Origin of the sequence: Bacillus sp. AR13-1 (assembly GCF_008042285.1) — a bacterium.
GTDB lineage: Bacteria > Bacillota > Bacilli > Bacillales > Bacillaceae_G > Bacillus_A > Bacillus_A mycoides.
Genome location: NZ_QNUA01000043.1, coordinates 134,689 through 150,257 on the forward strand (window position 1 = coordinate 134,689; position 15,569 = coordinate 150,257).

A 15,569-nucleotide genomic window follows, 5' to 3' on the forward strand; every position below is an offset into this window, starting at 1 on the left:
AATGACTAAAAAGAGAGCAGTGAAAGTATTACGTAAACAAAAAAAAAGAGAAAACATGCAACGATTCACGCAGAAACAGAATATCGGACGAGCTTGTCTCACAGCTAAAGAATTTCGCTTACTGCAACGCATGTCACATAGTTCTAAAGCATTGCGAAATGTTGGATTGTACACGATTAAACAAAGTTATTTGAATAATAACAAGATGGCTACTGTAAAAGAAGTGGACACTGCCATGCAAACCGATATGAACTACTGGGGTATTCAATCAAACTCTGTTCAAGCGATTCGTAGAGCCTTATTTACAGAAGTGAAGAGCTTTTTTAAAGCAATGGAACAGTGGAAGAAAAAACCTGAAACCTTCACAGGTCGTCCTAAGTTTCCGAATTATTCCCGTTCCACTGACAAACGAATCATTGAAATCTATCAAGTTCCAAAAGTTGATAATAACGGGTATTGGATGATTCCGATGAATGTTGCATTCAGAAAAAAATTCGGTTCCATTAAAATACGTATGCCTAAAAACTTAAGAAATAAAAAAATCTCCTACATTGAGATTGTACCGAAGCAAAAAGGTCGGTTCTTTGAGGTGCATTACACATATGAAATGCACGTTTCTCAAATGAAGAAACAACCCACGACTATTAGTAAAGCTTTGAGTTGCGATTTAGGTGTAGACAGATTATTAAGTTGCGTAACAAATACAGGTGATGCATTTTTAATTGATGGAAAAAAATTAAAATCCATTAACCAGTACTTCAATAAAATGATACGTAATCTACAACTGAAAAACATGGGAAATGGACTTTCTAAACGAGTTGTAACGAACAAAATGGCTGCACTTTGGCATAAACGGGAAAGACAAATAAATGGTTACATTTCACAAACTGTAGGCTTGTTGTTCGAAAAAGTGAAAGCATTCAACATAGATACTGTTGTCGTAGGGTATAACGCTGGTTGGAAACAAAAATCTGATATGGGAAAAAAGAATAATCAAAAATTTGTTCAAATCCCATTTCATAAACTGATTGCAGCAATTGAGAATAAATGTATAAAAGAAGGCATCCGATTTTTAAAACAAGAAGAAAGCTATACTTCAAAAGCTAGTTTTCTTGATAAAGATAGGGTTCCAGTTTGGGATAAGGATGATAGGAAGCATTATCGCTTTAGTGGCAAACGGATCACTCGTGGTCTGTACCAAAGTAAAGCAGGGAAATGTATTCATGCTGATATTAATGGTGCATTGAATACATTGGAAAAATCGAGAGTTGTAGAATTGGATGACAATCTCAAAGTGAAAACGCCGATTCTATTAGAAGTGCAAAAACGTAAGGCTGTTGCTTCGTGCATAGCTTAGTGGGTGCGTCAACCATCCATGTGTACTCGACTTGTCGGGGCTTGTAGCACACGCCGGAGTCATCTGAGTGGTGGCTTCTTCCACAAGGAAGAATTGCTCTTTTTCGAAAGGGTGGTGCAAGTGGGGAAACGATTGTTCGTTTCTAGTACCAACCAAAAAGATACTTGGGGTGTTACTGTAAGGTGGCATGAATTCTAGAGCGTCAAACTATCTAGCGATAGACGAAAAGACCTAGAGTTCTAACTCAAGCCCCCACTGAAACGTTTCAACTCAGTGGGGGTAGTTGACATTGGATTTGGTTTGCTAATTATAATTGCATTCATTGATTATGAAAAAATACAGGTGGTTGTATTAGGAGTTGCACTATTCATGATGGTATTTTACTCGGATGTGAAGAAAGTTATTTTGAATGAATATAGAGCGTTTTTTCATGGGAAAGAGCGATAAGATATAAAATGAGAAGAGTCAGTTATATTTCCTAGGAAAGGATAAAATGAATAATTAAATTATTTTATAATGATTTTGGGATGTTGATAATATGTTAAAGAACGATTTGGATAGAGTCTTGAAATCTATGTGTAAAATGAAAATACATTTTTAAAAGCTCAAACAAGCATAACCACGTTCTAAAGTTAGGACGTGGTTAAAAATATGGTTTAATTGATAATGAAATTCTGTTTGGCAAAGCCAATAACTTTTTATAAAAAATTACTTAATTATTTGTTACCGATTTCTTCCGCCAAACCGATTAGAATTCCTTCGGTTCCACGAATGTAGCAGAGTCGATACGAGTTCTCATACTGAACTACTTCTCCAACGAGCTGAGCACCATGCTTAGTAAGTCTGGATACCATTTCGTCAATGTCCTCGACGGTGAACATGACGCGCAGATAACCGAGGGCGTTTACAGGAGCTGTCCGGTGATCTGCTATAGTAGGTGGGGTGAGAAATCGCGAAAGTTCAATTCGGCTGTGACCATCTGGCGTAACCATCATAGCAATCTCTACGCACTGAGAACCGAGTCCAGTTACGCGACCAGCCCATTCACCTTCAACAGTAGCTCGCCCTTCGAGATTCAAGCCAATCTCCTCGAAGAAAGAGATTGCGTTATCAAGAGATTCTACAACGATGCTGATATTGTCCATTCTTAGTAATTTGTTTTTTGTCATTGTCTTTATCTCCTTATATGTATAAATTTATTATCTAATTATCCTCATAATTATACTAGAATCTCTTCTAAACAAAAAACACCTTGTCACAGTGTAGGAAAATGTGACAAGGTGTTTTCGGGTATGTCATGTAACAACTTATTAACAAAAAACACTTCGTAAACTTTCTACTATCGAAATATACGCGAACTTTATTTCGTGAATACTATCATTTCAAGTAGTTTCAAGAATTTGATACTGTAGTTGCTATTTGATAAAAGAACTTCGACTTCCCCGCAAAATATTCCCACCCTATTTCTATTTATATAGGAAGGAAATAGATTAATATAATTTATTGTAAGTTTTACCGGCGGAAATTAGCTCATTTGCACTAAAGGCTCAATTTTCGCCATAAATGATTGATGAAGTGCTTCAACACCCGTTACTAAATGAAGACGGTCAATAACGACAGATACTTTAATTTCTGATGTACTTACCATTTTAATATGAATATCTTCTTCTTTTAAAGTAGTGAACATATTCGCAGCAACTCCTGGGTTAGATACCATACCAGATCCTACAATTGATACTTTTGCTAAATGATTTTCATGTTCTACAGATTCATAGTGAAGTGCTTCTTGATTTTGTTCCAATACTTCTAATGTTTCTCTTAAATCATTAGAATGGATTGAGAAGGAGAGGTGAACAGTTCCTTCATTTGTAATACTTTGAATAATAATATCTACATTAATATGTGCTGCTGCTAATGTAGAGAAAACTGTTGAAAGTGCACCTTGTTCTAACCCTTTAATTGTGACACGTGTAATATTATCCTCAAATGCAATACCTTTAACGATTGATTGTTGTTCCATGTTACATTCTCCCCTTACAATTGTTCCGTTTTCTTGTTCCATACTTGAGCGAACTTCTAAAATTACATTATGATTTTTAGCAAATTCAACAGCGCGTGGGTGTAATACGCCAGCACCGAGGTTGGCAAGCTCTAACATTTCGTCATAAGAAATTTCATCTAATTTATAAGCATCTTGTACAACTCGTGGATCAGTCGTATATACGCCGGTCACATCCGTATAAATATCACATTTTTTTGCTTTTAATGCAGCAGCTAATGCGACAGCAGTCGTATCGGAGCCACCACGACCAAGTGTGGTAATTTCATTTTCTTCACTTATTCCTTGGAAACCAGCTACTATAACAATCGTGCCTTCAGTAAGGTAAGACTGAATACGAGTGGTGTTAATGTCAGTAATCCGTGCACTACTATGTACAGATTCTGTCGTAATACCAGCTTGCCATCCTGTTAATGAAATTGCGTTATAACCTTTTGTTTGTAGTGCCATTGTTAATAATGAAATGGTTACTTGTTCTCCTGTAGATAGGAGCATATCCATTTCACGTTTACTTGGATTTTCAGTAATAGCGTTAGCAAGTGCTACAAGCTTATCCGTACTTTTTCCCATTGCTGAAACGACAGAGACAATACTATGTCCTCGTTCATATTCTTCAATAATTAAATTTGCTACATGTTGAATGCGTTCGACGCTTCCGACAGAAGTACCGCCAAATTTTTGTACAATCGTTTCCATTACGAATTCCTTCTTTCGTCCATTTTTAAGAATAGGTTAGGACATATACAAATCCCAATATTCCTGTAGTTACCAGAGAGAAAAACAAAAAACACCATCTCAAATAAGTGAGGATGGTGCTGTTACAGGAAAAGGGAAACAGAAAACGGAGCTAATAAAAAAACCGCCAAAAAAGGAATATCATAAAAATGATATCTCTTTTTTGTAGATAGCTCTTCATACGTACACGTCTGTACATATGACAGTTCTGTTTCTATTCGAAAACAGCCCCAATTGATAAATGCAGAGAAATTTATCAATTTCGGCAACACTTCCTTTCCTCTAAAATCATAGACATCTCTGTGTCTCCTTTAGAATACTTATAAGCGTTGCAACCTCTATCTCACGTTTTAGGCGAGAGTGTATGATTTATGAAGTTGTTGGTAACATTTGTTTTATAATAATTTAAATTTTTCAGGGAATCAAGTGTTTTTTGTATTTTTTTGAAATTCTATCTTTTTATTAAATTAGTTTGTGAAAAATGTAGCAAAATCGATTCATTGCATGTACATTGAAAATATAGCGCATGGGAGGTGGAAGGATGGGGAAGAAAAAGCCTATTTATGTAGCCACAGAAATGAACACAACAATGGAGAAACTATGGGCATATACACAAGAGCCTGATATACATACAGAGTGGGATGCTCGTTTTACTGAGATTTCGTATTTAGAAAAAAAAGAGGGAGAACCACAGAAGTTTTTATATAAAACAAAGATCGGATTTGGACTTGAAATAGCCGGAGAAGGGGAATCGATAGGTGAAATAAGAAAAGAAACTGGAGAACGCATTTCCTCTTTAAAATTTTGGACAGACAATCAATTATCACTTATACAAATAGGGCGTGGTTATTGGAAGTATACACCGAATGAAGAACATATTCATTTTGAAACGCAATATGATTATGATACGAGATTTGGTCGTATAGGAAATGTGATAGATTTATATGTTTTTCGTCCACTATTAGGTTGGGCGACAGCATGGAGTTTTGATGCTTTAAAATTATGGTTAGAAAAGGGACTTCATCCTAAGTTGCTAATTAGAAGAACGATGACGTATTGGCTAGTTTGCTTTTTATTTGCTTTCGTATGGTTATATCAAGGGATTGTACCGAAATTGATGTTTACTCATTCAGAAGAAGTAAAGATGCTTTCTGCACTAATCGGATCGAATGAAAGTAGTATTTTTATACTTAAAATAGTTGGATTTTTAGAAATAATATGGGGTGTTATGTGGCTATTGCCACTTCAAAAGCGAAAACTATTTATATTGCATATTATATTGTTGATAGTTTTAACATTAGCGGCAGGATCGACGAATATCGCTAGTTTTACGCAACCGTTTAATCCGATTACATTAAATTTTCTTCTAATAGGGTTATCGATTGTCGGTTATATAAATAGCACTAATTTGCCAAGCGCAAAAAATTGCAAGAGGAAGAGAAAGGGATAAGTATATGGTTAATATTTATGAAAGATTATTAGGGGATTCTTATAAAAGGCTTCATCCAAAATTGCAGGAACGATATGCGATAACAAAGGAAAATAGCTTTATTGGGGAAGGGGAAATGGATGAAATTTATGGAGGATCTTTTTTCGTTAAATTAATATTAAAAATTACATCGAAGTTTCGAATGTTTTTCTCTGAGCGAGGGCAAAAAGTTCCGTTTGTGATACATAATACCGCTGAGCGAGATGAACATGGAAATGAGTTTGTACGGTGGAATCGTACTTTTTATTTTCATAATAAGAAAAGATATTTTAACGCTGTTATGAAGTTGGATGAAGAGAATAATGAAATTGTAGATTATTTTGGTGAGCCACATTTACTCGTTTCTACATTGAATTTTTATATTGATGAAAAAGGCGGGATGCATATTTCTTCAAAGAAACAATGGTTTTTTATGTTTGGAAGAAAAATCCCGTTACCAAAATTTTTATATGGAGAGGCAAAAATTGTTGAAAGTTATGATGATGCACTGCAATGTTTTCGAATTCATGTACAAGTACGGAATCCGTTAATTGGTTCGTTATTTTCATATAAGGGAACATTTGTGGAAAGGGAATAAACGATATGAAAAATATACTATTTGGGCTTGCTTGCTATATTATTTTTCTAATATGTGAGTGGTCAAATGTAAACCCAGTTGAAGCAATTATTTTATTATCTATTTTGTTATTTATACCGATGTCTTTTTGTATTATTGACAAGAAAAAAAGAAATGGATCGTATGTATTATTTTATAAATTTGTATCGTTTTTATATCCAATCGCAGCAATCAGTGCAATGCTAGCTTTCGTAACAAATCACTATTTCTTTGCGCTACTTTGGTTTGCATATACAGGAATCGTTGCGTTATTTGGTGTAAGTAGATTGTTAGAAAGAGGATGGAAACCGATAGAAGAGACGGCTATCGATAGTGCGTTTATTTATTTGTTTTTAGGTGGTTTTTGGTTTTTTGCTTCAGTAGCAAAGGTTTCGATTATGCACTTTAGTTCTGACATTGTTTTACTTACAGCGGCACACTTTCATTATTCGGCATTTTTATTGCCGTTATCAGCTGGTTTACTTGGAAGAAAAAGAGAACGGGGAAGTAAGTTATATGACTCTATTATGTTTATCATCGTCATTTCTCCAATGACAGTTGCAATAGGAATTACGTATTCGAGGGTATTTGAATTTTTTGCAGTGTTCATATATTTATGTGCCATTTATGGATATGGGATTTACGTATGGAGAACGAAATTCAATGCTATAAGTGCAAAGATTCTCCTTACTCTTTCATCCAGTACACTTATGGTAACAATAATGTTTTCACTCATATATTCATACGGAAATTTCAAACAAGTAATGACGATTACAATTGCACAAATGGTCTGGATTCACGGTGTTGTAAATGGAATTGGAGTAGCGTTACCAGCTTTTCTTGGTTGGATGATTGAAAAGAGTACTCCGAATTATAAATATTACGGGAAAACAATGAGCAGGTTAAGAGGAAATGCGACAGTTGGTGAAGCATTTTTACATAACAGAAATTTAATAGATAGCAAGGAATACAAAGGTTTAGTTGATAAAATGAATGATTTTCATAGTGAGGCATTTGACATGACGAAGATTCCTTTAAGTATTATTCGTTTTTATGAAAATACAAAAGAGTATGAGTTACAATCGCATATTAAATGGACTCGTTGGTTCCGCCCGGTTGCATTTTGTTATGAGAAAATGAGTAAGCGTGTAGGACAAATACATTTAGGAATGGGCGGCAAGTGGGAAACGATGCATGGCTCTATCATTGGGATAATAGATGAGAAGGATGGAAGAGAGAATGTAAGGGCTTGGCTAAGAAAAAATGAAGCAGGAGAGTCTGTTTTTGTAGCCCTCTATTCAAAGCATGCATACAAGAACGAGACATATATGAATATCGCATTGCCTTTACCATATTCGAATATGACTGGTATTTTGAAGTTGTACAATGATACGAACCAGTTAATGATTACAAGTAAGCTAAGAGAGCGTCGTAAGGGAGATGAAGGGATATACTTACATACCCGCTTCTTTACAATACGCTTACCATTAGCAGAGACTTTTATTATTAAAGAGAGAAAGGATCAAATATTAGAAGCTAATCATAGAATGTGGATATTTGGAGTTAATTTTTTAGAAATTGATTATGAGATTAAGAAAATAGAGGGAAAGTAAGAAAAGCTTGGAGAGATTCCAAGCTTTTTTACGTATGGGTAATTGTCATAGCAACTTGTTTATCCAAGTCTTGGTCCCAAACACGCTGAATTTCAAACGTACCTTTTTCAAAAAATAATGGGAATCTCTCTTTAAACCAATCTTGCATAGGAAGATTGAGTGCTGTATCAATTGGCACCCATAATAATTCGCCTTCAGGAGGATTCAAAAGGAGTTCACCTTCAAATGAATCTGTCCAATAGTTAAATACCATATATCGAACATTTTCTTTCGGATTTACGTATTCATCTAATCCCTTAAAAGTTAAATTTGAAACAAGTAATCCAGTTTCTTCTTTTACTTCTCGTTTAGCAGCTTGAACGATACTTTCTGGAAAATCTACTTTACCGCCAGGAGCGATGTAACCAGGGAAGCCTAGATGATCCGGCCGTTGTATTAGTAATACTTCGTTATTATGTTGAATCATACACATTGTATAAATGCGGTGTTCGACGCTTTTCCAATTCGTGCTCATACGAATCTCTCCTCTTATAAAGTGAAACTTTAATCAGTGGGGGGTTCTTCATCTCCCACTGATTATTAGCCCTCACCAATCGGGCTTTTACGGGCAGTTGATCACCCACCTAACTTCTTTGCTTTCGCTGAATTTTGAGGTGGGGGTCTTACTGCCCGTTAATGCGGGATGAAATGAGTCTCTTATAGTTTAACTATAGTTATTTGTTCCAAAAAATACAATAATAAGACAAAATTATACAAAATGCAATTGACTATTACTAATTTTCAGAACTATAATTAGTCTGTTATATAAAAACATTGTACTTGAGAGGGGAATATATTCTATGAAAAATAGAATAATCGCAGCAGCAGTAATCGCAGCTAGTATATTATCTTATTCATCTAGTAGTTTCGCACAAATAAAAACGTTTCCAGATGTCCAAGCAGGGCACTGGGCAGAAGATTCTATTAACTACTTAGCAGAAAAAGGCGCAGTTACAGGTAACGAGAAAGGAATGTTCGAGCCTGGAAAAGAGATCACTCGTGCAGAAGCAGCTACAATGATGGCTAAAATCTTAAACTTACCATTCGATAAAGATGCTAAACCATCTTTCGGTGACTCTCAAAACGGATGGTATACCCCATACATCGCAGCTGTAGAAAAAGCTGGTGTTGTTAAAGGGAAAGGCCCAGGCGTATTTGATCCAACTGGGAAAATTGACCGGGTTTCAATGGCCTCTCTTATTGTAGAAGCTTACAAATTAGATTCTAAAGTAAATGGTACTCCAGCAACTAAATTCAGTGATTTAGAAAAAAGCTGGGGGAAAGCAAAAGCTAACATTCTAGTTGAATTAGGGATTTCTGTTGGTACTGGTGATAAATGGGAGCCTGAAAAAATTCTAACTAAAGCAGAGGCAGCTCAATTTATTAAAAAGGCAGATTCTCTTAAAATAGGTAACCCTTTAGTAGAAAAGGTAGTTATTATTGATCCTGGTCATGGAGGATTTGATCCAGGGAATCCAGGGCAAGGTGTAGAGGAAAGTGAAATTGTATTTGATATATCTTTAAGATTACAGCAATTGTTAGAAAAAAATACACCTTTAAAAGCTTTGTTAACACGTGAAGAGAACGGAAATCCAGGAAGTAACAAGAATGAGTCTCTTGTGAATCGAGTGAAATTTGGTCAAGAGAACAATGCAGATATATTTGTAAGCATTCATGCAAACTCTTCTCAAAATCATGATGGTTATGGAACGGAAACATATTATTATAAAAAATCCAAGCGTGGAGAAGAGACACAGATTGAAAAGGATAGCGAAGTATTAGCGAAAAAAATTCAAAAGCGAGTAGTAGAGGCATTACATACAAGAGATAGAGATATAAAAGATGATCATTCGTTTTATGTAGTAAATAAAAATACAGTACCAGCAGTTTTAACAGAGCTTGCCTTTATTGATAATAATATAGATAATGGCAAATTAGCTACTGAATCAGGAAGACAAATTGCTGCAGAGGCAGTTTATGCTGGGATTTTAGATTATTATGAGTGGAAAGGTTTCGATGTTTCAAAATATCGTTTAGCTAAATAAAAAATATTAATTGTTAAGTCCATCATCTATATAGAGATGATGGACTTTTTATATGAGTTTATATAATTTTGTATCAAAATAAAAAGATATATCGTATTATGCTGATTATAAATAAAATAATGGTAGATTAGTTTATTTGTATCACGTATACTTTTACTGTTGACTAATTAAGAGTTTGTTAGTTTAATAGGGAAAATTTTATTGAAAAGGGAGGCAAGTTAACACGGGACAAGCATATACATAACGTGTTAAAAAAATATGAAAAAAGTTATTTCTAATGTGTTAGCAGTGACAGTCGCACTTCAAGTAGTGATGGCTCCGGCAACTTCATTTGCAGCTGAAAAGGAATTTCCAGACGTTCCGAAAGATCATTGGTCGTATAAAGCAATTACTAATTTAACGTCAAAAGAAATTATTGCAGGATATGATAATGGTAAGTTTGGATTCGGAGATGTTGTAAATCGTGAGCAAGTAGCCGCATTAATATATCGTGCATTAAAACTAGAAGCAAAAAGCGAATATAAAAATCCATACTCTGATATTAGCGAAGGAACGACAATGTTCCAAAAAGAAATTTTAGCTTTAACAGATATGGGGATTTTCGTAGGTGATGGTAAAGGAACATTTAGACCGAAAGAATCTTTAACTCGTGCTGAAATGGCTGTAATTTTACAGAAAGCCTTTAAACTAAAAGTAAAAGCTAAGCATACATTTAATGATGTTCCGAAAGATCATTGGGCAAATGATGCGATTAGTGCATTAGAGTCTAACGGCGTTGCTGCAGGTAATGGAGCAGGTGCATTTAATCCAACTAGTGTTTTAACACGTGAAGAATATGCACAATTTTTATTTAATGCCATGGCATCATATATCGATTTAGATGTAACATTACCTTCTAATGTAACAGCTCAAGAGATTGATAATTATATTAAAAGATATCATCCCGATAGTCCGCTTGTTGGAGTTGGACAAGACTTTATTAAAGCGCAAAACGAGTATGGCGTGAACTCTTTATATTTAGCAGCACATGCAATCTTAGAGTCTGGATACGGGAAATCAGAAATTGCATATCGCAAACATAATTTATTTGGACTACGAGCGTATGATTGGGACCCATTCGCACATGCAAAATATTTACCATCTTATGGATTAAGTATTTCATACAATGCTGATTATGTGAGAAAGAATTACTTAGAACAAGGTGCTAAGTATTTCAAAGGTTACACATTACCTGCGATGAATGTAATGTATTCAACTGATAAAGAATGGGCTGGCAAAATTGCTAATATTATGGAGCGTATTAAGCCTTTCAATAACAAAGATTATCAAAATGTAAAACGATTACCGAAAAACCCTAATACATTAAATGTAGATGCATTAGGCGAAACAATTCCATATAAAGATTATGCAAAAGACGCAAAAACTACTGTTCAGTCGGTAGGATCTTACTATCAAGTTCCATTCCCGTTTAACAACCCAATTAAGAGTGTACCAAACGTTACACAAAATGAAGTTGGAAAACTAGAAAATGGTACAAAAGTAAACGTATATCGTGAAGATCCAAATGGCTGGGTAGAATTCTCACTTGAAAATGCTCCAGAAAAATATTGGACATTGAAGAAGAACTTAAAATTATAAAGTGGAAAGGTGTTTTCATATGTGAAAACACCTTTTTTATTTATATTCAACACGTAATATTTGTAGATTCATTATGATTGTCTTTTTTATATTTTTACCAATAATTTAACAGTTCATATATAATTAAAGGTAATAAAGATTGAATTTTCTGTGTTTAATCTTAGGTATTAACTTAATTTGAAAAGAGGAGAGAGATATGCAAGGAGAAATACCAACAGAGAAAAATTTAGGTTATGTCGGTAAATTATTATTGCCAGTTAAAGTGTCACCACACTTCAAGTTTTTATGGATTGGACAATTACTTTCGACTTTAGGTAGTTCGATAACGATGGTTATTCTGCCAGTCGTTGTATATTCATTAACTGGTTCAACAGTTGTAATGGGAATGACTATGGCAATGTACATGCTTCCTAATATTCTTGCGTTACCGTTTGCTGGATTAGTCGTGGATCGAATTGACCGGGTGAAATTGATGTTATTTACAGATATAATCCGCTGCATATTAATGCTCTTATTTGCAACACTTATATTTATGGACGTTTTAACAATTCCACTTCTATATGTACTCGTAGCGTTATATGGACTTATGGAAGGGATATTTCAGCCGGCGTATTCAGCTGTAAGAGCAAAAGTATTTGTACCGGAAATTCGAAATGCAGCTAATGCATTAACGCAAATGAGTAATCAAGGAATACGACTAATTGGACCGGCTCTTGGAGGATTGATCGTTTCAGTTGCATCCGCCGGAATAGGATTTGGTTTGGATGCAGTAACATATTTGCTATCATTTTTATGTTTATTATTTTTAAGAGAACTAAAGTTTAATAAAGTACAGAAATTTGAAAGAAATAAAATCAATTACAAAAAAGATTTTATGGAAGGGATTCTTGTTCTAAAGAGTCATCCATGGTTGTGGATTACCATTCTAGTCTTTTCTTTCGTTAATATTTGTTATGCTGGCGTAATCGTTGTATTAATTCCATGGTTGTTTAATGTTCATCATCATTTTGAAGCTTACGTGTATGGCTTAGGTATGGCTGCTTCTGGTGCTGGAGCTGTAATTGCAGCACTAATTTTTGGTGGGAGGCAGCGGTGGCATAAGAGAGGATTACTTGCGTATGGTGGTGTTTTAATTAGTGGAATGGCGTTATTAATTATGCCTTTCGTTTCTTGGGCACCGGCCTTAATTGGATTAATGGCAATTGAAGGATTCGGTATTATGATATTTGGGCTTATTTGGGAAACAAGTTTACAAGAGCTTGTACCAGAAGAAGCTTTTGGAAGAGTGGCAAGTCTTGATATGTTAGGCTCATTTGCTTTATTACCATTAGGGTATGTGGTGGTAGGCTGGTTAGCTACTGTAATAGGTGGAAAGATAACAATTATAATGCTAGCTATTTTAGTACTCATAACAATTGGAATGGCATTGTCTGTACCAAGTATTCGGCGGTTCGATTGATTATGTAGGCAAAAAGGGGGGATGGTATATCACTATAGAAAACCTACATGATTTAGTAGTACATGAGTTGGGATGTAAATACGTTTTGGGAGAAAAGGTATTTGAAGCAAGGAATTTCACGGTGTATATTGCTACTCCTATAGAAAATAAAATGACATATAATCGACTCATCTTAATTAAGCATTTGTCTAATGAAGAGCCTTCCATACATGTTTGGGACAAAAAAATCTGTGTAGACGCTACAAAAATACATATTGCAAAAGAAGTGACAGAAGCAATTCAATCGGGTTTTGTAAATAAAGAGTAAGCCCTAATCAAATTAGGACTTACTCTTCATTAAACACAAATGTTTGCTTCATTTTTTTACTCTCATGTACTGGATGACCGTTGTAAGAGAAATTCTTTTCTTCCCAAGTAATGACAACTTTAAAATTATGGCTATTAAAGTCTAATGGGAATACCATGTAGTCAAAGCTTGTATGACTTTTTGAAACGTTGTTATTAGATGAAGTAGGATTAAAGGTAGCTTTAGATGTAGGTGTGTTATCAAGTATTTCCACCGATACATTTGCAACATCATTACCAATATTTTTTAAGAGTAAACTATACGTATCATATACACCTTGTTTTGGCTGCACGGCTTGCTTGTTTGAGTTATGAGATTTGTCAATTTCGATATACCACTGTTTAGACTTTGACGCAACTGGTAGTGATTGAAATGTGTATGCACTAGCTTGTATTGGTAGTGCTAAGCATATAAGCGTAAAGAGAGTTATTATTTTTCGTTTCATTTTGAAAAACCCCCATTCTTTAACAAAGTTATTTGTTATTATTCGCTCTGTTTGAGAAAATATACCATATAATGTAAGGGGGTAGGGGATGAGTCTCGGCTTAGGAATCATTATAGTATTCGCTACGGTTATATTTGGCACGTTTGCTTAATAGCTGGTATATACGCGATCCATATGCTGGCTGATACACACCAAATTCAGTCAGAGTGAATTGTAAGGGAGAACATTATATTGAAAGTACTAGTGAGCACGGGGAGTAGTATTTTTCTACAATTTTTATTTTTGTATATATTTATTTCGGGTATTTTACTGGAAGTTAACCCTTGGTATGCGGTAGTTTTATATACAAGCATTGCGATGCTAAGTCTATTTCTTGCGATATATTCAATTATTAGCTCTATAAGGAAGAGTTCGACTGCTATCTTTCTTACAATACTGGTTGGAGTTGAAACGTCGTTATTTGCAATATAAATTATCGGCTTTACAGTGTTTGCTTATTTTTTACCGGAAGCCGGTATTCCACCGGTAATTAGTTTGTAGTATAAGTGGATGTGTCAAAAGATAAATGCCATTAAAGTGATATATTAAGGGGAATTAGATAAGGAAGCTGTGTAGAGATTTTTCTACACAGCATTTTTTGTGTCTAGCGTTCAATTACATATGTTTGTTGGTATGTATATATCGCCTGTGTATCAATTTATTTGAAGATGGAGAGTTCCACGTATGAATCAAAAGAATGTTAATATGAAAAAATTACCAATAAATATGTTAAAATAACATTGTCATATAACAAGGGGGATTCGTTTGATGGAAAAAGAGCATCTTGCTAAAGTAGATTTAACGAAAAGAATTGAATCAAAATCTAAGTACAATAAGAAACTTGAAAAATATCAAATGCGCTTATTGGCACTACAGCAAATATTAAAAGAAGAGAAAATAGCCGTTATGATGATTATGGAAGGTTGGGATGCGGCAGGTAAAGGCGGAGCAATTAAGCGAGTGACTGAACATCTTGATCCACGCGGATTCCAAGTAAATCCAATTGGAGCGCCTGCTCCTCATGAAAAACGGTATCATTATTTGCAACGTTTTTGGCGGAAACTGCCTCAGTACGGGCAAATTACTATATTCGACCGTTCATCGTATGGGCGTGTATTAGTTGAACGTGTTGAAGGCTTTGCTACAAACGAAGAGTGGACGAGAGCGTATGATGAAATTAATGATTTCGAAAAACTATTAACAGATGATCATTACATAATAGGAAAGTTTTTCTATCATATTAGTAAAGATGAGCAGTTAAAGAGATTTACAGAAAGAGAGAACAACCCTCTTAAAAGGTGGAAAATTACAGATGAAGACTGGCGAAATCGTGAAAAATGGGATGAGTATGTCGAAGCAATAGAAGACATGTTTGAAAATACAAATAAGCCGAATGCAAAATGGCATATTATCGCGAGTAATGATAAATTATACGCCCGTTTGAAAACATTGAAAGTAATTATTTCATTAATTGAGGATTATTTCTTAGAGCATAATATAGAATTACCTTCTTATTATAATGAAATAAAAGAAGGAAAGAAAAAGAAAATTGAATCTGTGCAAGATGCAGGAGTCAAATAGTAAAAAGGTTTGTATAGGAAATATGGAGGGAAGCTGTCTTGTAATTTGGTAAACCCAAATTACAAGACAGCTTTTTTAGTTAGAAACATTTTACAATTCATAGAATAAGGTATATAATCAATAATCATA

Annotated in this window: 14 protein-coding genes, 1 pseudogene and 1 riboswitch; of the genes and pseudogenes, 11 read left to right on the plus strand and 4 right to left on the minus strand. The window is 34.6% G+C overall.

The window, feature by feature from the left end; all coding sequences use genetic code 11:
• Position 1 precedes the first annotated feature (1 nt).
• Together DN408_RS27035 and DN408_RS31650 are read left to right on the plus strand one after the other, a co-directional pair.
• Positions 2–1,357, plus strand: coding sequence for an RNA-guided endonuclease TnpB family protein (locus tag DN408_RS27035; RefSeq protein ID WP_078178302.1), 1,356 nt, complete (start codon positions 2–4; stop codon positions 1,355–1,357).
• Positions 1,358–1,630: 273 nt separating this feature from the next.
• Positions 1,631–1,804 carry a hypothetical protein gene (locus DN408_RS31650; RefSeq protein ID WP_002012220.1) on the plus strand — a complete coding sequence of 58 codons (174 nt, stop codon included), beginning with the start codon at positions 1,631–1,633 and terminating at the stop codon, positions 1,802–1,804.
• Between the two features lie 269 nt (positions 1,805–2,073).
• Here DN408_RS31650 and DN408_RS27045 read toward each other — a convergent pair whose 3' ends face one another.
• Together DN408_RS27045 and DN408_RS27050 are read right to left on the minus strand one after the other, a co-directional pair.
• On the minus strand, positions 2,074–2,526 hold the full coding sequence (locus DN408_RS27045; RefSeq protein WP_002126736.1) for a VOC family protein: 453 nt from the start codon (positions 2,524–2,526) through the stop codon (positions 2,074–2,076).
• A gap of 356 nt (positions 2,527–2,882) precedes the next feature.
• Complete coding sequence (locus DN408_RS27050; RefSeq protein WP_078178846.1) at positions 2,883–4,112, minus strand: aspartate kinase; 1,230 nt, start codon at positions 4,110–4,112, stop codon at positions 2,883–2,885.
• 201 nt (positions 4,113–4,313) lie between these two features.
• Positions 4,314–4,500: riboswitch (Lysine riboswitch) on the minus strand.
• Positions 4,501–4,692: 192 nt separating this feature from the next.
• Here DN408_RS27050 and DN408_RS27060 point away from each other — a divergent pair.
• From DN408_RS27060 to DN408_RS27070, 3 genes are read left to right on the plus strand one after another with little or no spacing between them, the layout of a single operon-like run.
• Positions 4,693–5,601 (plus strand): DoxX-like family protein, encoded by a 909-nt coding sequence (locus tag DN408_RS27060; RefSeq protein WP_144512451.1) that lies wholly within the window; start codon positions 4,693–4,695, stop codon positions 5,599–5,601.
• A 4-nt stretch (positions 5,602–5,605) separates the two neighbouring features.
• On the plus strand, positions 5,606–6,217 hold the full coding sequence (locus DN408_RS27065; RefSeq protein WP_078178844.1) for a DUF4166 domain-containing protein: 612 nt from the start codon (positions 5,606–5,608) through the stop codon (positions 6,215–6,217).
• Positions 6,218–6,222: 5 nt separating this feature from the next.
• Entirely contained in the window at positions 6,223–7,848 is a 1,626-nt protein-coding gene (locus DN408_RS27070) for a YndJ family protein (protein ID WP_147740453.1), read from the plus strand.
• A gap of 28 nt (positions 7,849–7,876) precedes the next feature.
• On the opposite strand, the gene DN408_RS27075 is transcribed toward DN408_RS27070, so the two are convergent.
• Positions 7,877–8,362 (minus strand): 8-oxo-dGTP diphosphatase, encoded by a 486-nt coding sequence (locus DN408_RS27075; protein WP_002135545.1) that lies wholly within the window; start codon positions 8,360–8,362, stop codon positions 7,877–7,879.
• Between the two features lie 325 nt (positions 8,363–8,687).
• Here DN408_RS27075 and DN408_RS27080 point away from each other — a divergent pair, with 325 nt between their 5' ends.
• The 4 genes from DN408_RS27080 to DN408_RS27095 all read left to right on the plus strand — a co-directional run bounded on the left by DN408_RS27080 (position 8,688) and on the right by DN408_RS27095 (position 13,336).
• Positions 8,688–9,932, plus strand: a complete 1,245-nt coding sequence (locus DN408_RS27080; protein WP_002012211.1) for an N-acetylmuramoyl-L-alanine amidase — start codon at positions 8,688–8,690, stop codon at positions 9,930–9,932.
• 258 nt (positions 9,933–10,190) lie between these two features.
• Positions 10,191–11,570 carry an S-layer homology domain-containing protein gene (locus DN408_RS27085; RefSeq protein WP_002012210.1) on the plus strand — a complete coding sequence of 460 codons (1,380 nt, stop codon included), beginning with the start codon at positions 10,191–10,193 and terminating at the stop codon, positions 11,568–11,570.
• Positions 11,571–11,766: 196 nt separating this feature from the next.
• Positions 11,767–13,029, plus strand: a complete 1,263-nt coding sequence (locus DN408_RS27090) for an MFS transporter (protein WP_002186165.1) — start codon at positions 11,767–11,769, stop codon at positions 13,027–13,029.
• A gap of 28 nt (positions 13,030–13,057) precedes the next feature.
• Positions 13,058–13,336, plus strand: coding sequence for a hypothetical protein (locus DN408_RS27095; protein WP_033730396.1), 279 nt, complete (start codon positions 13,058–13,060; stop codon positions 13,334–13,336).
• Between the two features lie 19 nt (positions 13,337–13,355).
• Here the strand turns inward: DN408_RS27095 and DN408_RS27100 are convergent, their stop codons facing one another.
• A complete protein-coding gene (locus tag DN408_RS27100) occupies positions 13,356–13,820 on the minus strand; it encodes a hypothetical protein (RefSeq protein ID WP_147740454.1) in 465 nt (154 codons plus the stop codon).
• 231 nt (positions 13,821–14,051) lie between these two features.
• Here DN408_RS27100 and DN408_RS27105 point away from each other — a divergent pair.
• Positions 14,052–14,360, plus strand: a pseudogene (locus tag DN408_RS27105) (alpha/beta hydrolase).
• 267 nt (positions 14,361–14,627) lie between these two features.
• A complete protein-coding gene (locus tag DN408_RS27110) occupies positions 14,628–15,440 on the plus strand; it encodes a polyphosphate kinase 2 family protein (protein WP_147740455.1) in 813 nt (270 codons plus the stop codon).
• The last annotated feature ends 129 nt before the right edge of the window (positions 15,441–15,569 follow it).

Excerpts from the sequence above, each read along its gene's own strand:
- DN408_RS27035 (WP_078178302.1), top strand. The coding sequence starts at position 2 with ATGACTAAAAAGAGAGCAGTGAAAGTATTACGTAAACAAAAAAAAAGA.
- DN408_RS27045 (WP_002126736.1), bottom strand. The coding sequence starts at position 2,526 with ATGACAAAAAACAAATTACTAAGAATGGACAATATCAGCATCGTTGTA.
- DN408_RS27050 (WP_078178846.1), bottom strand. The coding sequence starts at position 4,112 with ATGGAAACGATTGTACAAAAATTTGGCGGTACTTCTGTCGGAAGCGTC.
- DN408_RS27060 (WP_144512451.1), top strand. The coding sequence starts at position 4,693 with ATGGGGAAGAAAAAGCCTATTTATGTAGCCACAGAAATGAACACAACA.
- DN408_RS27065 (WP_078178844.1), top strand. The coding sequence starts at position 5,606 with ATGGTTAATATTTATGAAAGATTATTAGGGGATTCTTATAAAAGGCTT.
- DN408_RS27070 (WP_147740453.1), top strand. The coding sequence starts at position 6,223 with ATGAAAAATATACTATTTGGGCTTGCTTGCTATATTATTTTTCTAATA.
- DN408_RS27075 (WP_002135545.1), bottom strand. The coding sequence starts at position 8,362 with ATGAGCACGAATTGGAAAAGCGTCGAACACCGCATTTATACAATGTGT.
- DN408_RS27080 (WP_002012211.1), top strand. The coding sequence starts at position 8,688 with ATGAAAAATAGAATAATCGCAGCAGCAGTAATCGCAGCTAGTATATTA.
- DN408_RS27085 (WP_002012210.1), top strand. The coding sequence starts at position 10,191 with ATGAAAAAAGTTATTTCTAATGTGTTAGCAGTGACAGTCGCACTTCAA.
- DN408_RS27090 (WP_002186165.1), top strand. The coding sequence starts at position 11,767 with ATGCAAGGAGAAATACCAACAGAGAAAAATTTAGGTTATGTCGGTAAA.
- DN408_RS27100 (WP_147740454.1), bottom strand. The coding sequence starts at position 13,820 with ATGAAACGAAAAATAATAACTCTCTTTACGCTTATATGCTTAGCACTA.
- DN408_RS27110 (WP_147740455.1), top strand. The coding sequence starts at position 14,628 with ATGGAAAAAGAGCATCTTGCTAAAGTAGATTTAACGAAAAGAATTGAA.